At 40.8% G+C, this 24,365-nt stretch carries 16 protein-coding genes and 1 pseudogene; 4 read left to right on the top strand and 13 right to left on the bottom strand.

Going from position 1 to position 24,365, the window contains the following annotated elements:
• Positions 1-37: 37 nt before the first annotated feature.
• Complete coding sequence (locus tag C7972_RS18080) at positions 38-538, bottom strand: hypothetical protein (RefSeq protein ID WP_110357569.1); 501 nt, start codon at positions 536-538, stop codon at positions 38-40.
• Positions 539-823: 285 nt separating this feature from the next.
• Here C7972_RS18080 and C7972_RS18075 point away from each other — a divergent pair, with 285 nt between their 5' ends.
• On the top strand, positions 824-1,279 hold the full coding sequence (locus C7972_RS18075) for a response regulator (protein WP_220020927.1): 456 nt from the start codon (positions 824-826) through the stop codon (positions 1,277-1,279).
• Positions 1,276-3,759, top strand: coding sequence for a PAS domain S-box protein (locus tag C7972_RS18070; RefSeq protein ID WP_110357568.1), 2,484 nt, complete (start codon positions 1,276-1,278; stop codon positions 3,757-3,759). Before C7972_RS18075 ends, C7972_RS18070 begins: the two co-directional genes overlap by 4 nt.
• Positions 3,760-3,845: 86 nt before the next feature.
• Here the strand turns inward: C7972_RS18070 and C7972_RS18065 are convergent, their stop codons facing one another.
• The 9 genes and pseudogenes from C7972_RS18065 to C7972_RS18025 form a co-directional block, all read right to left on the bottom strand.
• Positions 3,846-4,283, bottom strand: coding sequence for a response regulator (locus C7972_RS18065; protein WP_110357567.1), 438 nt, complete (start codon positions 4,281-4,283; stop codon positions 3,846-3,848).
• Positions 4,284-4,637: 354 nt separating this feature from the next.
• Complete coding sequence (locus tag C7972_RS18060) at positions 4,638-5,561, bottom strand: YihY/virulence factor BrkB family protein (protein WP_110357566.1); 924 nt, start codon at positions 5,559-5,561, stop codon at positions 4,638-4,640.
• 3 nt (positions 5,562-5,564) lie between these two features.
• Positions 5,565-6,908, bottom strand: a complete 1,344-nt coding sequence (locus C7972_RS18055) for an NAD(P)/FAD-dependent oxidoreductase (RefSeq protein WP_110357565.1) — start codon at positions 6,906-6,908, stop codon at positions 5,565-5,567.
• 281 nt (positions 6,909-7,189) lie between these two features.
• Positions 7,190-8,998, bottom strand: a complete 1,809-nt coding sequence (locus C7972_RS18050) for an acyl-CoA dehydrogenase family protein (RefSeq protein ID WP_110357564.1) — start codon at positions 8,996-8,998, stop codon at positions 7,190-7,192.
• A gap of 83 nt (positions 8,999-9,081) precedes the next feature.
• Entirely contained in the window at positions 9,082-10,272 is a 1,191-nt protein-coding gene (locus C7972_RS18045; protein WP_110357563.1) for an acetyl-CoA C-acyltransferase, read from the bottom strand.
• Between the two features lie 48 nt (positions 10,273-10,320).
• Positions 10,321-10,666, bottom strand: a pseudogene (locus tag C7972_RS18040) (four helix bundle protein).
• A 43-nt stretch (positions 10,667-10,709) separates the two neighbouring features.
• Entirely contained in the window at positions 10,710-13,100 is a 2,391-nt protein-coding gene (locus C7972_RS18035) for a 3-hydroxyacyl-CoA dehydrogenase/enoyl-CoA hydratase family protein (RefSeq protein ID WP_110357562.1), read from the bottom strand.
• Positions 13,101-13,134: 34 nt separating this feature from the next.
• Positions 13,135-13,566 (bottom strand): MarR family winged helix-turn-helix transcriptional regulator, encoded by a 432-nt coding sequence (locus C7972_RS18030; RefSeq protein WP_110357651.1) that lies wholly within the window; start codon positions 13,564-13,566, stop codon positions 13,135-13,137.
• 138 nt (positions 13,567-13,704) lie between these two features.
• The gene (locus C7972_RS18025; RefSeq protein WP_110357561.1) at positions 13,705-15,477 is read right to left on the bottom strand and encodes a long-chain fatty acid--CoA ligase; all 1,773 of its coding nucleotides are present in this window, start codon (positions 15,475-15,477) and stop codon (positions 13,705-13,707) included.
• Between the two features lie 476 nt (positions 15,478-15,953).
• Here C7972_RS18025 and C7972_RS18020 point away from each other — a divergent pair, with 476 nt between their 5' ends.
• A complete protein-coding gene (locus C7972_RS18020) occupies positions 15,954-17,063 on the top strand; it encodes a hypothetical protein (protein ID WP_110357560.1) in 1,110 nt (369 codons plus the stop codon).
• A 127-nt stretch (positions 17,064-17,190) separates the two neighbouring features.
• Here C7972_RS18020 and C7972_RS18015 read toward each other — a convergent pair whose 3' ends face one another.
• The 3 genes from C7972_RS18015 to C7972_RS18005 all read right to left on the bottom strand — a co-directional run bounded on the left by C7972_RS18015 (position 17,191) and on the right by C7972_RS18005 (position 22,344).
• Positions 17,191-17,673, bottom strand: a complete 483-nt coding sequence (locus C7972_RS18015; protein ID WP_258364891.1) for a GNAT family N-acetyltransferase — start codon at positions 17,671-17,673, stop codon at positions 17,191-17,193.
• Entirely contained in the window at positions 17,649-21,335 is a 3,687-nt protein-coding gene (gene purL / locus C7972_RS18010; protein WP_110357559.1) for a phosphoribosylformylglycinamidine synthase, read from the bottom strand. Before purL ends, C7972_RS18015 begins: the two co-directional genes overlap by 25 nt.
• Before the next feature lie 142 nt (positions 21,336-21,477).
• Complete coding sequence (locus C7972_RS18005) at positions 21,478-22,344, bottom strand: cation diffusion facilitator family transporter (protein ID WP_110357558.1); 867 nt, start codon at positions 22,342-22,344, stop codon at positions 21,478-21,480.
• A gap of 198 nt (positions 22,345-22,542) precedes the next feature.
• On the opposite strand from C7972_RS18005, the gene C7972_RS18000 reads away from it, so the two are divergent.
• Positions 22,543-24,354: an acyl-CoA dehydrogenase gene (locus tag C7972_RS18000; RefSeq protein ID WP_110357557.1), complete on the top strand. Its 1,812-nt coding sequence runs from the start codon at positions 22,543-22,545 to the stop codon at positions 24,352-24,354.
• Positions 24,355-24,365: the final 11 nt, after the last annotated feature.

Genomic DNA, 24,365 nt, shown 5'->3' with positions numbered 1-24,365 from the left:
TGTGTTGAATATACCAAGATATTGGTAACGACCAATTTTATTTTATCTCCTCCTTCACTTTTTGAAAGTATTGTTGGTCCTCCAAGTTTAATTCCAAATCGGCCATTACCCTGTATTTGGTAGGTCTTAGCTTAAAAAGATATAGAAGTAAAAGTAAGGAGATGACCAGATAAAAAATATGGTTGTATGCCCCAAAAGCTATAGTGCCCATTATTACTGCGGCCACTACAAACGCATATCTTAGCGCGCATGCCTGTAGATAAAGCATCAATTTTTCATTTAGTGACTTGTTTTTGGTTATGTTGGCCAGTTGTGTATTATAGAACAGATTGCTTCCAAAATAACTGATCATGGACACCATGGGCACTATGTAAATAAAAATACGTTTGTCGGTACTAAATTCCAGAAAAATACTATCGGACTTGATAAGGACGACACTAGCAAAAAACAATGAGCCAAAAGTCAAAAGGGCATGTAAGATGGAAAGTATAACAATAAAGCTATGGGGAGATAGGTTTTTGACTTTGTAATTGTTCATATGGCATTCTAAAGTACAGTGAGTGGTGCTTGGCAATGCCATAACTAATTGAAACTTGTGTTAACCGCCCATTTGTTTTTAAAGGTATAAGCCTTTCCGTATATATGCAAGGAAGATAAGCCAAAAATAATGGGATGCCTATAAACCCTGTCCGGAATAATCCTGGGAATAGGCCCTTTTATAAACAATTTCAGTGGAAATTCAATTGGCGATTATTTTTGTTTATTTTTACCTAATTGGATTAAAAGAGGTAAATGTTAATTTCAATTTCTAAATCAATAAGACGTGGACCATAGGGATTTTCAAATACTTCTTGCAGACGATGATGAAGACGATTGCATGTTTTTTAAGGAAGCTTTGGACGAGCTAGCTTTGTGCGCAACTTTGAAAACGGTTAACAATGGGGTAGCGCTAATGGATTTTCTTGAAAATAATTTGAGCAATCTGCCACAAGTATTATTTCTAGATTTGAATATGCCCCTGAAATCGGGAGCGGAGTGTTTAACCGAAATAAAACGAAGTGCAAAATTTAGACATTTGCCTGTAATAATCTATTCCACTTCTTCCAATATTGATGTCATGGACCAATTGTATGCCAAGGGAGCACAATACTATATTCGCAAACCAGCGGATTTTTCTGATCTTAAATCAGTAATCAACAGGACAATTGAATTGATCCAACAAACAAAGGATATGCAATCTTCCAGAGAAGAATTTGTGATACAAGCGTCAAGTAAATGAAACTGAATTCAACCTATAAAGCAAATGATCTCAAGTTCCTTGAGAATGGGGGCCAAATGGGAGATCTTATCAGGGAAATGGACTGGGGCAATACGAGCCTGGGACATATAGGCAATTGGCCTGTTAGTTTACGTACTACCTTAGCCATTATTTTGCATTCATCCTATCCTATGTTTCTCTTTTGGGGCGATGACCTTATCTGCTTTTATAATGATGCGTACAGGCCAAGTTTAGGAAATGAAGGAAAGCATCCTGCAATTGGAAAAAAGGGCAAGGAAGTTTGGCCGGAGATTTGGGAGTTCATTGGCCCCTTGATCCATAAAGTAGTCACTACCGCTAAACCTATTTCCTTTAGTGACCAATTGGTGCCATTTTATCGAAATGGAAGCATGGAGGAGATATATTGGACTTTCTGCTATAGTGCCGCATTTGATGATTTTGGCAATGTAAGTGGTGTGGTCGTTACCTGCACAGAGACTACCGAAACCGTAATTGCGAAAAAAGAATTGGAAGAAAGTGAACAAAGGCTTCGCACCATGATAGCCCAAGCACCTGTATCGATAGCTATATTCCAAGGCAAGGATCATCTAACTGAATTGGCCAATTCCCTTGCCTTGGAAATGTGGGGAAGAAAAGAAAGCGAAGTATTGGGACAACCAATTTTGGAAGTAATGCCAGAATTAAAGTCGCAAGGTATTAAAGAGTTGTTGGACGGGGTTTATAGTACAGGCAAATCTTTTTCTACCTTGGAATTTCCTGTGCAAATCATGAGGAAAGGGAAATTGCATATGGCATATCTAAATTTTGGTTTCGAACCACTTTTGGATACTACAGGGAAAATAGAAGGAATAATGGCTTTGGGCATTGAAGTTACAGACCAAGTAATTGCCCGCAAGAGATTAGAGGAAAGTGAAAAAAAATTCCGACTACTGGCGGACTCACTTCCCCAATTCGTATGGACTGCAGATCCAGATGGCAATTTGAATTACTTTAACCAATCGGTTTTTGAGTTTTCCGGATTGTCACAGGATCAATTGATCAATAGGGGATGGTTGCAGATGGTGCATCCGGATGACAGGATAAAGAATTTTAAGACCTGGGAGGATTCTATCGCAACAGGAAAGGATTTTTTATTGGAGCATCGCTTTCGAAGACATGATGGTGAATATCGATGGCAGTTGAGCCGTGCAAAACCACAGCGCAATGATGGCGGAATAATACAAATGTGGGTGGGGAGTAGTACCGATATACAGGAACAGAAAATTTTCCTTGACGAATTGGAAAAAAAGGTTCAGGAGCGTACAGCAGAGCTGGTAGAATTAAACGAGTCGCTCAAGAAAAGTGAACAGCGCTATCACCTCATGGTGGAAGAGGTACAGGACTACGCCATTCTTTACTTGAACCCGGAAGGAATTGTGGAGAACTGGAATACGGGAGCAGAAAAAATTAAGGGGTATAAGGCCGAAGAGATTATAGGTAAGGATTTTTCCAATTTTTACACAGAGGAAGATAAAAAAAGCGGACTTCCCAAAAGGTTGTTGGGAATGGCTGCCAGAAACGGCAAAGCAGTACAGGAAGGATGGCGCGTAAGGAAGGATAAAAAATTATTCTGGGCCAGTGTGGTAATTACTGCAGTACATAATGAATTCAATGAATTAATAGGATATTCCAAAGTAACCCATGACCTTACCGTTAAGAAAGAATCGGATGACGCGCTTAAGGAAAAGCGAGCCGAGCTGGAGGAAAAGAACATTGAACTGCAGAAAATGAACAAGGAACTCCAATCCTTTGCGTATATATCGAGCCATGACTTACAAGAGCCTTTAAGGAAAATACAGACCTTTGCTTCCAGAATCATCGAAAAGGATAAGGATACCCTTTCCGAAAATGGAAAATATCTATTTAAAAGGATGCAGTTGTCCGCGGAGCGGATGCAATCGCTTATCGAAGATTTGTTGGCCTATTCCCGCACCCACAATTTGGAAGGCGATTTTGAAAAGACCAATCTGAATCTTATTATTGAGGAAGTGAAACAAGAACTTAGTGAGGAACTCTTACAAAAAAATGCCGTAATTGACACGGATATGACCTGTGAGGTGAAAATTATTCCATTTCAATTTAAGCAACTCTTTTATAATCTTATAAGTAATTCCTTAAAGTTTTCAAGTCCAGGGAAGGCTGTAAGGATAACAATAAAAAATGAGTTCGTTAATGGCCAAGTACTGGATGGTGAAAATATTCGGAAGGACAAAAACTACTGCCACATTATATTTACCGATAATGGGATAGGTTTTGATCAGGAATACAGCGAAAAGATTTTTGAATTGTTCCAGCGTCTCCACGGACGTACAGAATATCCTGGGACCGGTATTGGTCTAGCTATAATAAAGCGAATTGTAGAAAATCACAATGGAATAATTACGGCCAAAAGCCAAGTGGGCAAGGGTGCCACTTTTGATATATATCTACCTGCCGAGTAATAGGGCTTTACAATATTAAAATGGAAATCTTCCAACACTATTTTTGCATGCATATACTTAAAATTAAGGCTAGTTGATCTTTTGTGTTAAACTAGCATGGTAAATTGAAAGACGTCATCAAGCCTGGTGTTTTCATTTTTTAAGGGTCTGATAGATTTATATAATAAGGTCTTCAGTTGATTGAATGAATTGGGTTTCTTTAAATATTGATTGGCACCGGCTTCCTTCAATTGGTCTACCTCGTTTTGGTTATAGGATGTAGAATAAATGATTACTTTTATTTTTGAATATTCGGGGATGTTCCGGATATCCGCCAGACATTCAAATCCATCCATAAGCGGCATCCGAAGGTCTAAAAAAATGATATTGGGCAAGGGACTTTCGGAATACAGTTCTGCCATCAAATCCACACCGTTTTCAAACTGTTTTATCGAAGTTTTAATGGGTAATTCTGCCAAAGCGTCCAAGAAAATTTCGCGATCATCTTGATCATCATCTGCCAAAAAAATACGTATTGGATTCATAACTTCAATTTTAATTGATTGTTTACCGATCAAGGAATTTTTTTTAAAGTGCTGTCATAACCTTGATCCTGATTTTTCTAATAAATACTAAAACCACTTAAATTTAGATGAATTTATAAAGAAAGACGTGGGCTATTGATTGGAAAATTAACCCAATAAAACTTTGGATACATCTATCGGGAAAAAGTGTATGGAGAATGGACCCACAAATTTTCCACATTCTTTATAGTTATAACCGGTACTATCATTCTTTCTGGATAAGACTACCAATCCACTACAAAATAGAAGTTTCAAAAAAAAAGCATCCTTTCTGCCCAATGTAGGTGATGAGACAAAAATGTTCCCCTGAGTGCCTTACGCACTCCCTATTTCTTGTTTATTGTTATTTTTTTTGGAACTGGACTTAATACCCAGGCCATAACGATTGGCATAGACCCATGTAAATTCTGCCCCAAAAAACAGAATTAAACAGGAATACGAAACCCATAGTAGCATTAGTACTACAGTGCCGGCCGCACCATAAGTAGAACCTGGATCTGCCTCTCCAAAATAAAGTCCCAATAAAAATTTGCCAAAAACAAAAAGTACAGCGGTAATAAGTGCCCCGATCCAAACGGTCTTCCACCGTATTTTTGTGTCGGGTAAAAATCTAAAAATTAGAGCAAAAAGAATTGTCACGATGCCTATTGAAACTAAAAAATCCAGGATAAAGGCTATATATAGTATAAAATCGGGCAGCACGCTTCGGATGTAACCGTTAAGAGCCGAAATTGCTGCAGTCACTAAAAAACTGACCAATAATAAAAAACCGATTACCAATATAAAGGCGAAACTTCTGGCCCTGTCAATGAGCATCTTCATAAAGTTTGAATCGGGGTCTGGTTTAATTTGCCAAATCTGATTCAGTGAAAGTTGTAAATGGTAAAAAACACCAGTGGCACCAAAAATTATGGTAGCAAAGCCTAAAATATTCGCAATGGTACTTTTGTTCCCGTTTTGGGTTTCCAACATCATGGTTTGTATGGATTCGGCGGCATCCCTGCCCAAGGCCTTGGAAATCTCATTTGTGAGTTCACCCTGCACAATCTCTATGCCCCATATGGAACCTACCAGATTAATGATAATGACCAACAGCCCTGGTAAGGAAAGTATGGCATAATAGGCCACTACGGCACTCAGCCGAAAAGGGTCATCTGCATTCCAAGCTTTAAAGGTATCTACTATTAAGGAGGGTAGATGTTGCAACTTGAATTTATCACTATTTGTCTCTTTGGCCATATATTATATCATGCTTTTTATATCGCTGGCCCAGGATGGGAAGGTGAAAATCATGCTTTTTAAGTCTTCCGTTGTCATTTGCTGGTTTATGGCCAGGGCGAATAAGTTGATCGTTTCCGCAGCGTGTGGTGATAAAAGGTGTGCCCCAACGACTTGTTTGGTTCGGTCGTTGATTATAATTTTATAGGCATATGCCGACGTATTTATTCTTTTGGCGTTATACCATTCCGGAACAGATTTATAATTGATCGTTACCGACTTATATCTACTTTTGGCCTCTTCTTCCGATACGCCCACCGATGCCAAATTTGGCAAGGTGAAGACCGCCGATGGGATTACTGATGTTTTTATCTTTTTTGAATTGCCATAAAGTATATTTTCTGCTACAATGGCACCCTCCAAGCCCGATAAGGGGGTAAGGGGCAGACCATGGTCCGATACGTCACCGCAGGCGTATACATTTGGATTCTCAGTGTTTTGTAGGTATCCATTTACGAATATGCCCTTATTGGAATAGGATACCTTGCCTTTTTCCAGGTCCAAGGAGTTTATGGCAGGAACCCTTCCGGCAGTATTGAATACGACACCTGTTTTGAGCGACTTTTTTTCTCCGTCCTGGGTATATTGGATGCGAAGATTTTTTTTCAGTTTCTCCAGCTGTAGTATTTCCCCATTATATATAATTTCTATCCCCAGGTCTTCGGAAACTTTCCTAAGATGGCGTACCATGTCCCTGTCAAAGACTTTTAGTATGTTTCCTCCATGCTCAATGATGGTTATTTTACTTCCTGCCCTTGCGGCCATATGGGCAAACTCCATGGCTATATAGCCTCCACCAATAAAGACCATAGACTTTGGCAGTTTCTCCAGCCGTAGAAAATCGTCACTGTTTTTAAGGAATTCCGCTCCTTTGAAGGTAAGGTTTCTTGGTATTTGTCCTGTTGCTATAACTATTTTATTGGCTTTTAGGATTTTTCCTTCGACGGATAAGGTCTGTTCTCCTAAAAATTTGGGTGATTGATGGTACATTTCAATTCCCAGCTTTTCCAATTCCTTTTCAGTGGATTTTGGAACTGGTTGGGTAAATTCGCGTTTAAATTTCTGCAGTGTCCTCCAATCCAATTTCGGCTTGGCGGAAATACCTTTTCCTATTAAGTTACCGGCCAGTTCATAGGTTTCGGAGGGGGCTAAAAGTATTTTTTTAGGAATACAGCCCCTGTTACCACAAGTACCGCCATATTCGCGATTATCGGCAATGGCAACTTTTAAACCACCCTTGGCACAGGTTTGTGCAACTTTTTGGCCGGCACTGCCACTACCTATTACAAAAACATCCATATTTTCCATAACCCTCAAGGTATTGGGTTCTATAGTAATAGGTTGATTTATTTGAGTAATAATTTAACCCAATAGGTATAGGGTTTTTAATTTGATAAAACTATCAAAATAGGGAAGTATGCCGGGGAAGGTATTGGTAAATCCTTACGATAATTTTCTGTAGGAAGGGATGGGGGAGAAGCATAAAAGAATGTGGGGTAGCAAACAACAAACAGAAGAACCGCTCTTTTGGGAGCGGTTCTTCGTTTTTGCTTCATTACGAAGCATGAGCTTGAGTTAGTCTATCTTCACTAAAAACAATACTTGTTTTCAGCCTTAAGCTTATCGGCAATGATATTCCGAAGTTCAACCACGTTGGGTTGGTTGGTATATTTTGTAAAACGCTTGAGTCCCATAAGCATCATACGTTGCTCATCGCCTTCAGCCATTGAAACAATGGCTTCCTTGCCATTTTTTATTACTGTGTCCACTGCATTGTACAAGTACAGTTTGGACATGGCAATTTGTTCTTTTTGAGCTGCTTCCCCAAATCGTTTTGCATTTTTCTCCGTTCTTAGGATTGCAGATTCGGCCAAATAAATCTCGATTAAAATATTGGATGCGGCCAACAGCAGCATTTGATGTTCATCTAGGGCAGGTCCATATTTTTGGACTGCAGAACCGGCCACCATTAAGAATACTTTCTTAAGTTTTGCAACCATTTCCTTTTCTTCGGACAACAATTCTGAATAGTCAGGGGTGTCAAAAGAGGGAATGCCCATTAGTTCATTTCCTACGGCAGTAGCCGGACCCAAAAGGTCTACATGCCCTTTCATTGCTTTCTTGACCAACAGGCCAACCGATAACATTCTGTTTATTTCATTGGTACCTTCATATATCCTGGCTATACGCGCATCTCTCCAAGCGGCTTCCATTGGAGTTTCTTCCGAAAAGCCCATACCTCCAAAGATTTGTATACCCTCGTCCGAGCAGTTCTGCACATCTTCGGATACAGCAACTTTTAAAATGGAACATTCAATGGCATATTCTTCCACACCTTTAAGTTCAGCTTCTTGGTGGCTATTACCAGCCGCAATACGCATGGCAATCCGATCTTCTATATTTTTGGCCGCTCTGTATGAGGCAGCTTCCCCGGCATACAAACTGGTCGCCATTTCCGCCAACTTGGATTTTATAGCTCCGAAATCTACGATGGCCGTCTTGAACTGCTTGCGTTCAGTAGCATATCTTAGGGCGTTGGTAGTAATTCTCCTTTGGGAATCCAAACAGGCGGCAGCTAATTTGATACGTCCAATATTTAAGGCGTTCATGGCAATTTTAAATCCATTTCCCCTTTCAGAAAGCATGTTTTCAGCGGGAACAACAGTATCGTTAAAGAAAACCTGCCTGGTAGAGGAGGCCCGAATGCCCAATTTATGTTCCTCTTCCCCTAAGGTAATACCATTACTTGGGTCATTTTCCACTATAAACCCAGTGATGTTTTTGTCGTTTTCTATTCTTGCAAAAACAATAAATAATTTGCAGAATCCGGCATTGGATATCCACATTTTCTGACCATTGATCTTGTAGCTCTTACCATCTGCGGAAAGGGTAGCGGTGGTCTTACCCGAATTGGCATCACTACCTGCACCTGGTTCTGTTAAACAGTAGGCTCCAAACCATTCACCAGTAGCCAATTTAGGAACATATTTTTGCTTTTGGGCTTCGGTACCATACAATGTAATGGGCATGGTACCTATACCGGTATGTGCACCAAAGGCGGTACTAAAAGAACCACTTCCGCTAGAAATATATTCGCATACGATCATGGTAGAGATAAAGCCCATTCCCAATCCCCCATACGCCTCAGGAACCGCAACTCCCAAAAAGCCCATTTCTCCGGCCTTGGTCATTACCTCCTGTGTTAGGGCATAATCCTTGGCCTCGAAACGGTTTCTATTGGCCACAATCTCCCTATCGTTGAATTCGATAACGGAGTCCCTCATCATCTTTTGCTCTTCGGAAAAATCCTCCGGTGTAAAAATATCCTCGCAATTGGTTTCCTTTACAAGGAACTGTCCACCCCTTAATATTTCTTTTGTTGTTGTTTCTGTGCTCATTGTTAGTCTTGTTAAGTTTTACATTTGTGATCGGGAAGATGTTTTGGAAAAATTATTCCTACAATCAGTACACTGTACGTTGTTTAATTTAAAAATTCATATATCCCTGCTGCCCCCTGGCCAGTCCCTACGCACATAGTTACCATACCGTACTTACCTTTCATATTTCTCTTTCTCATCTCATCAAAAAGTTGAACGGACAACTTGGCTCCGGTACAGCCCAATGGGTGGCCAAGAGCAATGGCACCCCCATTTACATTCACAATATCATTGTTTAAACCAAGTTCGCGTATTACTGCCAAAGACTGGGAGGCGAAAGCTTCGTTCAATTCTATCAATTCAATATCATCTTGCTTAAGACCGGCTTGTTTCAGCGCCTTTGGAATGGCCTTTACAGGGCCAATACCCATGATTCTGGGCTCAACACCGGCAGCGGCATAGTTGACCAATCTTGCAATAGGTTCCAATTTTAATTCCTTTACCATATCCTCACTCATTACCAGTACAAAGGCAGCCCCATCGCTCATCTGCGAAGAATTACCGGCCGTAACACTACCCCCCGCGGCAAAAACTGGTCGAAGTCCAGCCAAAGCTTCCTTGCTGGTACCTTTTCGTGGCCCCTCATCCTTGGTCACCGTATATTTTTTTGTGGCCTTTTTTCCATTATCATCCACGTAGATCTGTTCAACATCAATGGGTACGATCTGACTTTGAAAACGGTCCTCCGCCTGTGCCTTAAGTGCTTTCATATGCGAATTATAGGCAAACTCGTCTTGGTCTTCGCGGGAAACATTGAATTGTTTGGCTACGGCTTCCGCAGTATTTCCCATACCCCAGTAATAATCTTCGTGTCCTGCCTTGGCCAGGTCATAGTTGAGTTCCGTTTTATATCCGGTCATTGGAACCGCACTCATGCTCTCTGCACCACCTGCAATAATACAATCGGCCATACCGGCCTGGATCTTTGCGGTAGCTATACCGATAGTCTCTATTCCAGAGGAACAAAACCTATTGACCGTAACCCCGGGGACATCCACAATATTGAGTCCCATTAAGGAAATTAAACGGGCCATATTAAGGCCTTGGGAACCTTCTGGCATAGCATTGCCGACGATTACATCATCTATTCGCTTTTTGTCCAATTGGGGCAACTCATTCATCATATACGCTATAGTTTCGGCCGCCAACTCATCCGTTCTTTTAAATCGGAATACGCCTTTGGGGGCTTTACCTACTGCGGTCCTATATGCTTTTACTATAAAGGCTTGTTTCATTTTATTTTATTTTAGTATTGAGTATTGAGATTTTAGTATTGTGAATCATTATTTACTTTGAAATGAATAGTTCATTTTTTGGATTTCAATACGTGTTTCAATTACTGGTTGTACTTTTTCTTTTGTAACTATCTTTAAGTCTATTAATAAAATTAATTGTGTTTGCAGTTCATATAACGAACCATTTGCAATGCTCAAAAAATGTTTAAATTCTTTATTTGAATTTCTTCCAGTACCTTCAGCAATGTTTGAAGGAATTGGGATTGAACTCCTTTTTAATTTGGGAAATAAGTCCAAATTTCTCTTCTAACGGCAATTCAGAGACAAGTTGATAAACAGATTTTGTCAATTCCATAGACTTCTTCCAAATTTTCAAATCCTCAATAATATGCATTGGTCTCTAACTGCTAGATACTCAAATCTCAATAATAGTGGCATTAATTTCGTAACGGCTTCCCTGTCTTTAACATATGCTGTATACGTTCCAAGGTTTTTCTTTCCGTGCATAGGGAAAGGAAGGCTTCCCGTTCCAGATCCAAAAGATATTGCTCAGTGACCAAGGTCGGCTCGGATAGGTCCCCCCCGGCCATTACATAGGCCAATTTGTTGGCTATTTTATGATCGTGTTCGCTTATATAATTACTATCTTCCATGGCATCCGTTCCAACCAAAAACATTCCTAGGGCCTGTTTCCCAAGAACCTTCACGTCTTTTCTTTTTGGAGGTTGTGTGTAGCCTTGTTCTGCCATTAGCTTGGCATAGCCTTTTGCTGTGGCAATTTGTCTATCCTTGTTTACGACCACTATATCCTTCCCTTTTTCAAGTACTCCCATATCAAAGGCTTCATAGGCGGATGTAGAAACTTTGGCCATTCCAATAGTGAGGAAGTATTCTTGAAGGACATTGAGTTCAACATCATTCTTTCTAAAAGTATCCGATGCCCTTAAGGTCATTTCTTTGGAGCCACCGCCCCCAGGTATTACCCCAACACCAAATTCTACCAATCCCATATAGGTTTCAGCTGCAGCAACTACCTTATCGGCATGTAGGGACAATTCGCAACCACCGCCCAAGGTCATTCCATGTGGGGCGGAAATTGTAGGTATGGATGAATAGCGCATACGCATCATCGTGTCCTGGAACATCTTAATGGCCATGTTCAATTCATCATATTCCTGTTCTACGGCCATCATAAATATCATCCCAATATTGGCACCAACGGAGAAGTTGGGGGCCTGATTGCCCACAACCAGCCCTTGGAAATCCTTTTCTGCCAAATCGATGGCCTTATTTAAGCCGGCCAAAACATCACCTCCTATAGTGTTCATTTTGGATTGGAATTCCACATTTAATATACCATCCCCCAAATCCTCTACTACAACACCTGAGTTTTTCCATACCTCATTGGATTTTCTAATATTGTCCAAAATGATAAAGGAGTCCTGCCCTGGAATTTTTTCCATTGCCTTTTTAGGAATGTCGTAATAATAACTGGCCCCGTCATTTATGGTATAGAAGGATTTATTTCCTGTGGATATCATTTCGGTAACCCAGGCGGCCGGTTGAAAGCCTTCTGCCTTCATCATTTCGATCCCTTTTTCAACACCTATGGCATCCCAAATTTGAAAGGGGCCATGTCCCCAGGCGAAACCTGCTTTCATGGCGTCATCTATCTTATATAATTCCCCGGTTATTTCTGGAATCCTATTGGAAGCGTATTCAAATAATGAAGAAAAACTTTTTCTGTAAAAGGCACCTGCCTTATCCTTACCCGTCACCAATACCTTAAATCGGTCTATTACATTCTCTATGGATTTGGTGAGTTCAAGAGTGGCAAAACTAGCCTTTTTACTGGGCCTGTACTCCATGGTATTTAGGTCCAGGGCCAAAATTTCCCGACCTTCCTTTTTATAAAAACCTTGCCCTGTTTTACTTCCGAACCATTTATTTTCCATCATTTTACCGATGAACTCAGGAAGTATAAATTGCTCCCGTCTCTCATCTTCCTTACAGTTTTCGGCAACGCCATTGGCCACATGCACCAAAGTGTCCAAGCCCACCACATCCACTGTTCGGAAGGTGGCCGATTTTGGCCTGCCTATTACCGGTCCTGAAAGTTTGTCAATTTCTTCTACGGTAAGGTCCATTTCCTTTACGGCATGGAACAAGCTCATTATACTGAAGGTCCCTATTCTATTGCCAATAAATGCAGGAGTGTCTTTGGCAATCACCGAGGTCTTGCCCAAAAACTGCTCCCCATAACCATTTAGGAAATCTAAAACTTCGGGAGAAGTCTTTGGTCCAGGGATTATTTCAAAAAGTTTTAAATATCGGGCTGGATTAAAAAAGTGGGTTCCACAGAAATGTTTTTGAAAATCCTCACTTCTTCCCTCACTCATATATTTTATAGGTATGCCAGAAGTGTTGGAAGTTATTAAAGTACCTGGTTTCCTGTGTTTGTCCAGTTTTTCAAAAACTATTTTTTTAATATCCAGACGTTCTACCACCACTTCAATGATCCAATCTACCTGGCCAACCTTGGAAATGTCATCCTCGAGATTTCCAGTTGAAATTCTCTGGGCAAATTTTTGATGATAAATAGGGGAGGGCTTGGATTTTAATGCTGCGGCCAAGGAATCGTTCACCAATCTATTTCTAACTACCTTATCCTCTAAGGTAAGGCCCTTGGCTTTTTCTTTATCATTAAGTTCCCGTGGTATAATATCCAAAAGCAATACCTCCACGCCTATATTGGCAAAATGACAAGCTATGCCACTCCCCATAATACCCGAACCAATAACTGCTACTTTTTTAATGTGTTTGTTCATCAATAAAAAGGTGTTAACTAGTTTTTTAACGTTATTAATAAATTTTCTTTTCCGCAATTAATTTGTTAATGATCTCCGTTACCTCAAAAAAAGCATTTAGACTTTCTGCAGGTACATGTGCCTTCACCACATCGTTGAAACGAAGTACAACATCTTTTGAATCCTTCCTCTTTTCCAGACCAAAAGCTGTGAGGTGTATTAGAACACCCCTACCATCATTGGGGTTGGGCCTACGTTCTATAAGGCCCTTTTCCTCCATACTTTTCAATATTCGCGAGAGACTTGTAGCCTCCATACCCATCTTTGGCCCAAGGGCTGTTGAAGGGGTGCCCGTTTTGGGGTCTATGCTCAATAATGTAAAACCTACGGCCATGGTACTATTAAATTTCCTTGCCTCTTCGTTATACATCTTTGTTACCGCTTGCCAAGTAGCTCGGAGCGCGTAATCTATTGTTATGTCTTGCATGCTGTTTTGTTGGTTACTCCAAATATATGAAAATATATTATGCATGCATAATATATTTTAAAAAAAATTAGAGGACCTATAAAATATAAAAGCTTCCTGTTACGGAAGCTGTTATAAATTTAAACGTTGGTCTATCCACTAATGCTCGTAAATGTCATTGTAGAGATCCAGGTATTTCTCCTTAACTATTTTTCGTTTTAATTTCATTGTAGGGGTTAGATGCCCTTCCTCTATACTCCATATATCAGGTGTGAGTCTAAATTGTTTCACTTTTTCCCATTTGGCAAAACTTTCATTCGCAGCATCCACTTCCTCTTGGTACCTGGCGATTACCTTTTCATTGAGGACCATTTTATTATTGTCGCCAACCTCTACGTTGTGTATTTTGGCCCAATTCCGTAAAAATTCAAAATCTGGTTGTATCAGGGCTGCGGGCATTTTTTCACCTTCACCGATAACCATTATTTGTTCTATAAACCTGGATTGTTTAAAGCGGTTCTCCAATAGTTGTGGAGCCACATATTTACCGCCCGAGGTTTTGAACATCTCTTTCTTTCGGTCCGTGATCTTAAGAAATCCATCGGCATCGATTTCACCAATGTCCCCGGTATGGAAATACCCATCCTTAATAACTTCAGCCGTTTTTTCGGGATCCTTGTAATAACCTAACATTACTTGGGGACCTTTAACACATATTTCCCCGTCTTCGGCAATTTTCACCTCGGTATTATCCAATAATTTCCCTACGGTTCCAATTTTAAATCCACTATTCCTCATATCGTTCACCGAAACTACTGGTGAGGTTTCAGTAAGTCCGTAACCCTCCATGACCCCAAACTCTGCAGCATTGAAAATACGTGCCAACCTTGGTTGCAATGCGGCGCTACCTGAGGATATTAGGGAAAGATTACCTCCCAAGCCCTCCTTCCATTTACTAAAAATTAATTTTCTGGCTAGCGCAAGTTTTTGTTCGTACCACCAACCGTTTTGACCGTATGGTTCATATTTTAGTCCGACTTCAACGGCCCAGAAAAATAATTTTCTTTTAATACCTGTAAGTGCCGTTCCCTTAGCGATGATTTTATCGTATACTTTTTCCAATAATCTTGGAACAGCGGTCATAACATGGGGAGCGCATTCTTTTAAATTTTCACTTATTTTGTCCATGGACTCGGCAAAATAAATGGTGACTCCCGCGTATTGATATAGATACACCATCATTCTTTCATAGATATGGCAGACTGGCAAAAAGCTTAAACATTTGGTATTGCCATAATCTATAGGCAGCCGTTTGGAACTTTCTATGGCATTGCACACTACATTTTTATGGGTAAGCATCACACCTTTAGGTCGGCCTGTGGTCCCTGATGTATAGATCAAGGTGGCCAAATCATCTGGTTTAACCTCGTCTTTGAGTTTTTCAACCTCATTTTGATTGGAGGTATCCGCACCCAGTTCTAAAATTTCGCTCCAATTTTTGCAGTTATCAAGCACATCAAAAGAGTAAACATCCTTTAAATGTGGGGTATTCTTTTTTACGGCATTAACCTTGTCATAAACTTCCGTACAGGATACAAAAACATATTTGGCCTCTGAATGGTTTAGGACATATTCGTAGTCTTCTTGTGATATGGTAGGGTAAATAGGTACATTTTGTGCACCTAACTGCAGTATTCCAATGTCCATTATATTCCATTCCGTTCTGTTGGTCATGGAAATTAGGGCAATTTTATCATTGGGTTTTACTCCCAGTTTCAACAAAGCCCTGCTTATCGCATTTGCTTTGTCTATATACTCTTGGGTAGATGTTGCAACCCATTCTCCATTGTACTTGGTAACCAGTGATTGTTTTAAGTTGAATTTCTCTAATTGATAATAGGGAAAATCAAAAAGTCGGGTGATCTCTTGCATATTTAATTTGCTATTCGTAATCGCAAATTAAGAAAAGGGAACGGTATTTTAAAATCACATTCGTATAAATAATGTAAAATAATTATGGAGTCTTCATTTTGTCTATTAAAATTTGTACATCTTTAGCTTGGTTTTTATGGTCTGGAGAGTTGTAAACGGATGGTTTAAATTAGTTGTTTAATGTTTGAATGGTTTCGGTTTAAATAGGATTTTTGCCCATTTTTGCACCGGATTACATAAATAAAGGAATATATGTGCCCTTGTTTTTATTTCCGCAGGAAGTACCAATACTATGTCATAATAGTGTTGTTTGTATTATTTCCGAGGTTACTTAGCTAAGATTTAGAACTTGGAAGCTACAAAATTATTAAGTTCAGTCATTAATGGGCCATATTCCAAAATAAGCGTTTCCGCATTTTTTTTTTGATGGCATTTGAAGCGTGTAAGTAACTTTTATTAATAAATAAACTAAACCAATGAAAAAGCTTTTTGTAACGGCAGCAGCTATTTTTACCTTGATTTCCTGCACAGAAAAATCTAAAATTCCTGTATATGCATGGACGGGTGGTCCTGGGGAGGCTACCGATCAAGAGTTGATGGCAACTTTTAAGGACTATAAGGAAAAGGGGATCGATGGACTGATGTACAATGGCGGTCAAGACCCTGAAACCTATAAGAGGGTAGGTAAATTGGTAAAGGACGCTGGTATGGAATTCCATACTTGGGTACCTACAATGGTGCAGGGTGACAACCCTAAATTACCCCAGGATCTTTATGCAATAAATCGCAATGGCGAATCGGCATATGATAAACCTGCCTATGTATCATATTATAAATTTCTTTGCCCCAACAAGGAGGGCTCTTTTACTTTTTTGTCCGAATTATACGGGAATATAGCAGCTGTGGAGGAAGTGGATGGGATACATTTGGATTATATCCGTTTTCCCGATGTAATATTGGCAGAAGGCCTTTGGGATAAATACGGACTGGTGATGAACGAGGAATATCCCATAGCCGATTATTGTTATTGTGATAAATGTGTATCCGATTTTAAAGAAAAATCGGGCATAGATATAAAAGAGGTTGAAGATCCGTCCAAAGTTCAGGAGTGGAAACAGTTTAGATACGATTTAATCACGAACATTGTAAATCGCCTGGCCAAGGTAGTACATGAAAAAGGCAAAAAAATAAATGCCGCAGTTTTTCCAGGCCCTAGCAATGCTATGAAAATGGTGAGACAGGAATGGAACAAATGGGATTTGGATGCTTTTTATCCAATGAATTATAACGATTTCTATTTAAAGAGTCCGGAATGGGTTGGAGAAATAACCAAGGAAGAAGTGGCATCCGTAAACGGGGAAAAGCCTATCTTCAGTGGGCTTTTCATATGTCCAAACCCGGAAAACAAAACAAAGGAAAACGACCCCGAAAATCATGGGCTATTACCATCTGAAATTGAGACGGCCATTAGAACTTCCATGGAGAATGGAGCTACAGGAATATGTCTTTTTACCCCCGAAAGAATGAAGCCAGAGCATTGGGAGGCCTTTGATAAGGCAATCCATGCCGATTACTCCAAGAAGTAAAAGTATAATGGGCTTCCTTTAAGGGGATTGTAATTAGTTAGCAAATATCCCTTGAATAGAAGATGGACTTTTGTGCTGAACAGGCATATTTTTCCAACTTCTATACAAGGGATTTTAATTTGTGGGATTATAGATGCAGTTTAAATCCTTCGTGGGTAGCCGTGAATCCAATGGCTTCGTAAAATCGAATAGCATTGGGGCGTAGTTTGTTGGAGGTCAACTGTACCATATGGACTCCTTTTTCTTCTGCCCTTTCAATAATCCATTGAAACATTTGTCTGCCTATTCCCTTGCCTGTTAAATCTTCCCTTACATGTACATTTTCTACAAGACAGCGAATACCTCCTACATAGGTTAAATATTGGAGAAAACTCAATTGAAAAGAGGCCACGACTTCTTTTTTGGAATTCTCCATAACGATTAGTTCTTGATTTTCATCCCCATCAATTCTTTCAAAGGCATTATAGTACTCTTTAGGAAGCGGATCCCCATACCTCTCCCGCAATCGGCCCAAGGTGTCATTGGCAATCATTTCTATAATTGCCGGCAAGTCTTCCTTGGTAGCTTTCCTAAAGACCATGGGAATTAACCATTGTTGGCTTCCAGCCATTTTCTGGCATTTACAAATGCTTCCAGCCAGGGTGTAACCTCATCTTTTCTTCCTGCGGGATAATTTGCCCAGTTCCATTGAAAAATAGACCGTTCTATGTGTGGCATTGTCACTAGGTGTCGGCCCGTGGTATCACATAACATTGCGGTATTGAAATCACTGCCATTGGGATTTGCCGGATAAGCCTCGTAACCATAATTGGCCACTATATTATAATTTTCTTTGGCCAGAGGTAGTTTAAACTTCCCTTCACCATGGGATATCCAAACTCCTAATTTGGCTCCTTCCAAGCTGGAAAGCATTATGGAATTATTTTTTTGGATCATTACGGAGGTAAATCCGCTTTCGTGTTTATGGGAATCATTATAGGTCATTTTACCGTGTTCACTATGTTCTGGATTAATCAATTCCAATTCCATAAATAACTGGCAACCATTACAAATACCTATGGAAAGTGTATCGGGTCTGGCGAAGAAATTCTTTAGTGCTGTATTGGCCTTTTCGTTGTACTTAAAGGCTCCTGCCCAACCTTTGGCACTTCCCAACACATCCGAGTTTGAGAATCCTCCCACGGCACCTATAAATTGGATATCTTCCAGGGTTTCCCTTCCGGATATCAGATCGGTCATATGAACATCCTTCACATCAAAACCGGCCAGGTACATGGCATTGGCCATTTCTCGCTCCGAGTTACTGCCTTTTTCCCGTAAGATGGCCGCTTTGGGTCTTTCTTTGGCATCATTGGGCAACTTGCCACTAAATTGGGCCGGGAAGGTATATTCTAATGGCTGGTTTTTGTAATTGGTATAACGCTCTTTGGCCAAGTTGTTGGCGGTTTGCCTTCTGTCTAAGAGATAGGATGTCTTGAACCATGTATCACGAAGGGAATTGATATTCAATCCCATTTCCATTCCTTGATTTTTTATGGTGAGGGTAGCTTTTGTGCTGACCGATCCAATATTGAAATACTCAATGCCTGCATCGGCCAACTCATTTTCAATTGAGCTGTCCTTGGCCTGAAAAACGATTCCCGCATTTTCCGAAAACAATAATTTAATGGTATCGGCCTCACCTATAGGCGTCAAATCCAAGCTGGCACCCAAATCCAGGTCGGCAAAGCAGAGTTCCAAAAGAGTGGTAATCAGTCCCCCTGAAGCTACATCATGCCCGGCCAGTATCTTTCCGTCAAGGATCAGACCTTGGAGTGTGTTGAATACGGTCTTAAAATTAACGGCATCATTAATGGTAGGTGCTGCATCACCAATGGCATTTAAAATTTGGGCAAAGGATGATCCTCCCAATTTAAACGCATCATTGGATAGGTTGATGTAATATATGTCTCCACCATTTTTTTGTAAGACCGGTTCTACCACCTTGGTAATATCGTTACAGTTACCTGCGGCCGAAATGATAACCGTTCCCGGGGCTATAACTTCTTGGTCCTTGTAGCGTTGCTTCATGGACAAGGAGTCTTTTCCGGTGGGGACATTTATTCCCAGTTCTATGGCAAAATCCGAAATGGCCTGTACCGCCTCGTACAATCGTGCGTCTTCTCCAGGATTTTTGCAGGGCCACATCCAGTTGGCGGAGAGCGAAACCGAGTCCAAGCCGTCTTTTAAGGGGGCCCAGACAATATTGGTCAAAGCTTCTGCTATACTGTTCTTACTACCTGCTGAAGGGTCTATCAATCCAGAAATAGGGGAGTGGCCTATAGAAGTGGCTATTCCTTCCTTCCCTTTATAATCCAGTGCCATTACACCGCAATTGTTCAAGGGCAACTGCAAAGGTCCTGCACATTGTTGCTTGGCTACCTTTCCCCCTACACAACGGTCCACTTTATTCGTGAGCCAGTCTTTGGAGGCAACAGCTTCCAATTGCAATACTTGATCCAAATAATCGTGAAAGTGTTCCAGGGAATAGGTCGGGGCGGAATATTTTCTTGTTATTGCGGAATCGTTCATGACTGTTTTGGGGGAGCTCCCGAACATATCCGATAGATCCAGATCCATTGGACTTTCTCCAGTGGTTGCAGATTTGAAGGTAAACCTCTTGTCTCCCGTAACATCACCAACTTCATACATGGGTGATCGTTCCCGATCGGCGATTCGGTGCAGTATGTCTACATCTTTTTTTCCAATTACCAAGCCCATACGTTCTTGGGATTCGTTCCCAATGGTTTCTTTGGCCGATAGGGTAGGGTCTCCAATGGGCAGTTTGTCCATATCTATTTTGCCACCTGTTTCTTCCACTAATTCGGACAAACAATTTAAATGACCTCCGGCACCGTGATCGTGAATGGAAACAATGGGGTTATGGTCGCTCTCTACCATTCCCCGAATGGCGTTTGCGGCCCTTTTTTGCATCTCGGGATTGGATCTCTGGATGGCATTGAGTTCTATGGTAGCCCCAAATTCTCCCGTATCGGCACTGGATACTGCGGCGCCCCCCATCCCAATGCGATAGTTGTCACCTCCAAGGATTACAATTTTATCCCCTGTTTTGGGTATGTCTTTTAACGCTTGCTCCGCCTTGCCATAACCAATTCCCCCGGCCTGCATAATCACCTTGTCATAACCCAATTTTCTACCTTGTTCGCCTGCCGTTGGTTCAACGGCTTCATCATGTTCAAAAGTAAGTACGGACCCGGCAATTAACGGTTGTCCAAATTTATTTCCAAAATCAGAAGCTCCATTGGATGCTTTAATTAAAATATCCATAGGGGTTTGGTAAAGCCAATTCCTTTCCGTCATTCCCTTTTCCCAAGGCCTGTTTTCTTCCAAACGGGAATAGGCCGTCATGTACACCGCGGTTCCTGCCAAGGGCAAGGAGCCTTTTCCTCCGGCCAAACGGTCCCTGATTTCTCCACCGGCTCCAGTAGCAGCACCATTAAAAGGCTCTACGGTGGTTGGGAAGTTATGGGTTTCGGCCTTTAAGGAAATAACCGATTCAAAGGGTTTTTCTTGGTAAAAATCTGGCTTGTCAGCAGATTTGGGGGCAAATTGCACCACTTTAGGCCCTTTTAGAAAGGCCACATTGTCCTTATATGCCGAGACTATATCCCCAGGATGTTCCTGTGATGTTTTTTTGATGAGTTTAAAAAGCGAAGATGGCTTTTCTACTCCGTCGATAACAAAAGTTCCATTAAAAATTTTATGCCTACAATGTTCTGAATTCACTTGACTAAAGCCAAAAACTTCTGAATCCGTAAGACTGCGGCCAATTTTCTCGGAGACCTGCTTTAAATAAGTAACTTCCTCTTCGCTCAAAGCCAATCCCTCCTGCTCATTATATTGGGCAATATCCACTATTTCCTGAATAGGGGCGGGCATTACATCAACCTTAAAAATATCTTGCGTAAGGCCATGGTATTTTTGGGAAAGCATGGGGTCGAACCCATTTTCATCCTGGTCTACCACAATAAACTCCTCAATTCTAATAATACCTGTAACCCCCATATTTTGTGTTATCTCTGTAGCATTAGTGCTCCATGGGGTTATCATGGCTGCCCTTGGACCAACAAAAAAGGCGTCCAATGACGCCGCGTTTATCTTGGGTTGGTTGCCGAACAACCATGTGAGTTTTACGCTATCTTCTTGGGTCAGGTCGTTTTTGGTTTGTACCGCAAATATCTTAGTGCTAAGGTCTCCGAAGAAATGAATCATCTAATATGTAAATTGTATGGTTGAGAAAGCTGCAAATTTACGGTTTTAATGTGTAATTTTTCATTAGAATAGTTAACAGTTTTGGACAACAATTGTTAATTTCTGTATGGGGTCTAATATAAAACACAGTCCGCAATATATTTTAATTGGGTTCAATATGTATTAGGACATGCCCAATATTGGGGATATCCTTCCGTAGTCTGTCCTTGAGTTTATGCGATAAGCTGTGCCCTTCTTTTACGCTAATACTCCCGTTTACCTGGGCATGCAGGTCTATATGATATTTTGTACCTGCTTTTCGGATAAAACATTTTTCAGTTCCCAATATGCCATCAACGGTTAATGAAACTTGTCGAATTTCAGCGATAAGGTCATCATATAAATGCTCGTCCATTATTTCCCCAAGGGCAGGTCTAAAAATCAGATAACCATTGTAAAAAATAAAAAATGAGGCGGCCAAGGCTGCCCAATCATCAGCTGTTTCATAACCTTTTCCAAATATTAAAGCAATGGTTATTCCAATAAAAGCCATAATAGAGGTGATGGCATCGCTTCTATGGTGCCAGGCATCGGCCTTTAAGGAAGAACTGTTGGTCATGATACTTTTTTTTAAGACCACCCTATATGAAATCTCCTTCCACAAAATAATGACCCCCAAAACCAATAAGGTCCAGGATTTAGGCGTTTTGTGCGGGGTTAAAATGTTCATGATGCTTTCATAGGCAATAATGGTAGCCGAGGTGATTAAAAAACCTACTACCAAAAAGGTAATTAGGGGCTCTATCCTACCATGGCCGTAAGGGTGATTCTTGTCCGCTGGTCTTTTAGCATATTTAAGTCCAAACAATACCAAGAGTGAGGAAAAAATATCGGTGGTGGATTCAATGGCATCGGCGATTAAAGCGTAGGAATTGCCGAAAAAACCGGCCAAAGCTTTAATTATGGCCAGAACAATGTTGCCAGCTATGCTGAAATAAGTGGTCTTTATAGCTGAGTGCTCGTTGTTCATTCCTTTCCTAAACCCAATGGAAGGTTAAAGGTAAAAAACTTATGCCTGTTTCTAATGTATATATACCAGTTTGGCAGGTTTCCGTTTGTTTTGTTAGCGCCTAAACTTTCCAAATAACTTCATTTTTTTGTAGGTGCTTCTATTTGAGGAGTAAATTGTATCTTGGGAATGTAATAACATTAAACACCAAATAATAGCATGGCCAAGGAATACGTAGATATCGCAACATTAAAATATTTGTTATACCATGTACATGGGTTGGAGGATTTGTTATCGGCAGAAAGGTTCCAAGATTATGACAAGGACTCCTTGGATCTGTTTTTAAATGCGATCAAGGAATTTTCCGATCGTGAATTATTTCCGTACTTCAAGGAAATGGATGAAACGCCGGCTACGTATAAAAATGGAACCATAATGGTGCATAAGCAGGTTGATGTAATGATGAAGAAGGGGGGCGAAATGGGGATTATTTCGGGGCCTTTTGATTATGGGGATGGGGGATTGCAGTTGCCATTTACAATCCATACCGCTTCGGCCTATATTCAGGAGGCAGCAAACAATCATCTGCCGGGATATATAGGATTGACCCAAGGCGCTGCGGAGCTGATTGTTCATTTTGCCAATGAAAACCTTAAGAAAACCTATGTTCCCAAAATGCTTTCCGGCGATTGGGGCGGTACCATGTGCCTTACAGAACCCCAGGCAGGAAGTTCCTTGTCCGATATAACTACCAAGGCAACCCCTACCGGGCAAGATTATTATAAGATATCCGGACAAAAAATTTTTATTTCAGGTGGCGATCATCAATACGCAGAAAATGTAGTACATCTATTGTTGGCAAGATTGGAAGGTGCCCCGTCCGGAACCAAGGGTATATCCTTATTTGTGGTACCTAAGCTTAGGATGGATAAGGATGGACGTTTAATAAGTAACGATGTGATGACAGTGGCCGATTTTCAGAAAATGGGCCAACGGGGATATGCTACGACCCATTTAGGTTTTGGTGACAAGGGCGATTGCCATGGCTGGCTGGTAGGTGAGGCACATAAAGGCCTTAAGTATATGTTCCTGATGATGAATAGTGCCAGGATAAGTGTTGGGCGAGGGGGTGCAGCCATTAGTATGGCAGCGTATCAAGCGTCATTGGAGTATGCCAATGAACGGCCCCAAGGGCGAAAACTTGCCAGCGATGGAAAAAAAGATCCCAATGAAAAACCGTGCCTGATAATTGAACATCCAGATGTAAGGCGCATGTTATTGTTACAAAAATCGATTGCCGAAGGTTCTTTGAGTTTGGTTCTATTGGCGGCCAAATATTACGATATCATTCAATCCACCAAAAACCAGGACATCAAGGAAAAGTACCGTCTATTATTGGAAATGATCATTCCCATTGTAAAAACGTATCCAACCGAGGCCGGTACCTTGTCTGTGAGCAATGGGATGCAGGTATTGGGCGGATATGGATTCTGTTCGGATTTTATTCTTCAACAATACTATAGGGACATACGTATATTCAGTATTTATGAAGGAACCACTGGGATACAATCCCAAGATTTATTGGGACGTAAGGTCCCCATGGAAAATGGCAAGGCCTTGGAATTATTGTTAAATGAAATATTGCATACCATAACCGCTGCCATGGAGTTCAATGGGTTGCGTTCATCGGCCAAAAGCCTGGCAGACAAGATTAAATTGGCAAGGGAGGTTTTGGATTTTTTAATGCCTTTTGCCAAAAAGGGCAATTACGAACGTTATTTGTCCGATGCCAACCTGTTTATGGAATTCTTAAGTCATGTCGTTATAGCATGGCTATGGTTGGATATTGCGGTAAATGCGGAGCGAAATATCCAGGACGGGGACCAAAGCCACTCCAAGGAGTTCTACCTCAGTAAAATCCATACAATGAAATTCTATTTTAAGTATGAGTTGCCAAAGACCAGTAGTTTGGCGGAATCGTTGATACACCCGGATGAACTTACCATAAATACCAAAAAGGAGGTTTTTTGACAATCATTTTT

It is taken from the genome of Arenibacter sp. ARW7G5Y1 (assembly GCF_003201775.1).
Lineage (GTDB): Bacteria > Bacteroidota > Bacteroidia > Flavobacteriales > Flavobacteriaceae > Arenibacter.
The sequence above is the reverse complement of the archived record's forward strand: the minus strand, read 5'-3'. Positions and strand labels throughout refer to the sequence as shown.

Bases quoted from the DNA above. Each gene is read 5' to 3' on its own strand.
- C7972_RS18080 (WP_110357569.1), bottom strand. From the start codon at position 538: ATGAACAATTACAAAGTCAAAAACCTATCTCCCCATAGCTTTATTGTT.
- C7972_RS18070 (WP_110357568.1), top strand. From the start codon at position 1,276: ATGAAACTGAATTCAACCTATAAAGCAAATGATCTCAAGTTCCTTGAG.
- C7972_RS18065 (WP_110357567.1), bottom strand. From the start codon at position 4,283: ATGAATCCAATACGTATTTTTTTGGCAGATGATGATCAAGATGATCGC.
- C7972_RS18060 (WP_110357566.1), bottom strand. From the start codon at position 5,561: ATGGCCAAAGAGACAAATAGTGATAAATTCAAGTTGCAACATCTACCC.
- C7972_RS18055 (WP_110357565.1), bottom strand. From the start codon at position 6,908: ATGGAAAATATGGATGTTTTTGTAATAGGTAGTGGCAGTGCCGGCCAA.
- C7972_RS18050 (WP_110357564.1), bottom strand. From the start codon at position 8,998: ATGAGCACAGAAACAACAACAAAAGAAATATTAAGGGGTGGACAGTTC.
- C7972_RS18045 (WP_110357563.1), bottom strand. From the start codon at position 10,272: ATGAAACAAGCCTTTATAGTAAAAGCATATAGGACCGCAGTAGGTAAA.
- C7972_RS18035 (WP_110357562.1), bottom strand. From the start codon at position 13,100: ATGAACAAACACATTAAAAAAGTAGCAGTTATTGGTTCGGGTATTATG.
- C7972_RS18030 (WP_110357651.1), bottom strand. From the start codon at position 13,566: ATGCAAGACATAACAATAGATTACGCGCTCCGAGCTACTTGGCAAGCG.
- C7972_RS18025 (WP_110357561.1), bottom strand. From the start codon at position 15,477: ATGCAAGAGATCACCCGACTTTTTGATTTTCCCTATTATCAATTAGAG.
- C7972_RS18020 (WP_110357560.1), top strand. From the start codon at position 15,954: ATGAAAAAGCTTTTTGTAACGGCAGCAGCTATTTTTACCTTGATTTCC.
- C7972_RS18015 (WP_258364891.1), bottom strand. From the start codon at position 17,673: ATGGCTGGAAGCCAACAATGGTTAATTCCCATGGTCTTTAGGAAAGCT.
- purL (WP_110357559.1), bottom strand. From the start codon at position 21,335: ATGATTCATTTCTTCGGAGACCTTAGCACTAAGATATTTGCGGTACAA.
- C7972_RS18005 (WP_110357558.1), bottom strand. From the start codon at position 22,344: ATGAACAACGAGCACTCAGCTATAAAGACCACTTATTTCAGCATAGCT.
- C7972_RS18000 (WP_110357557.1), top strand. From the start codon at position 22,543: ATGGCCAAGGAATACGTAGATATCGCAACATTAAAATATTTGTTATAC.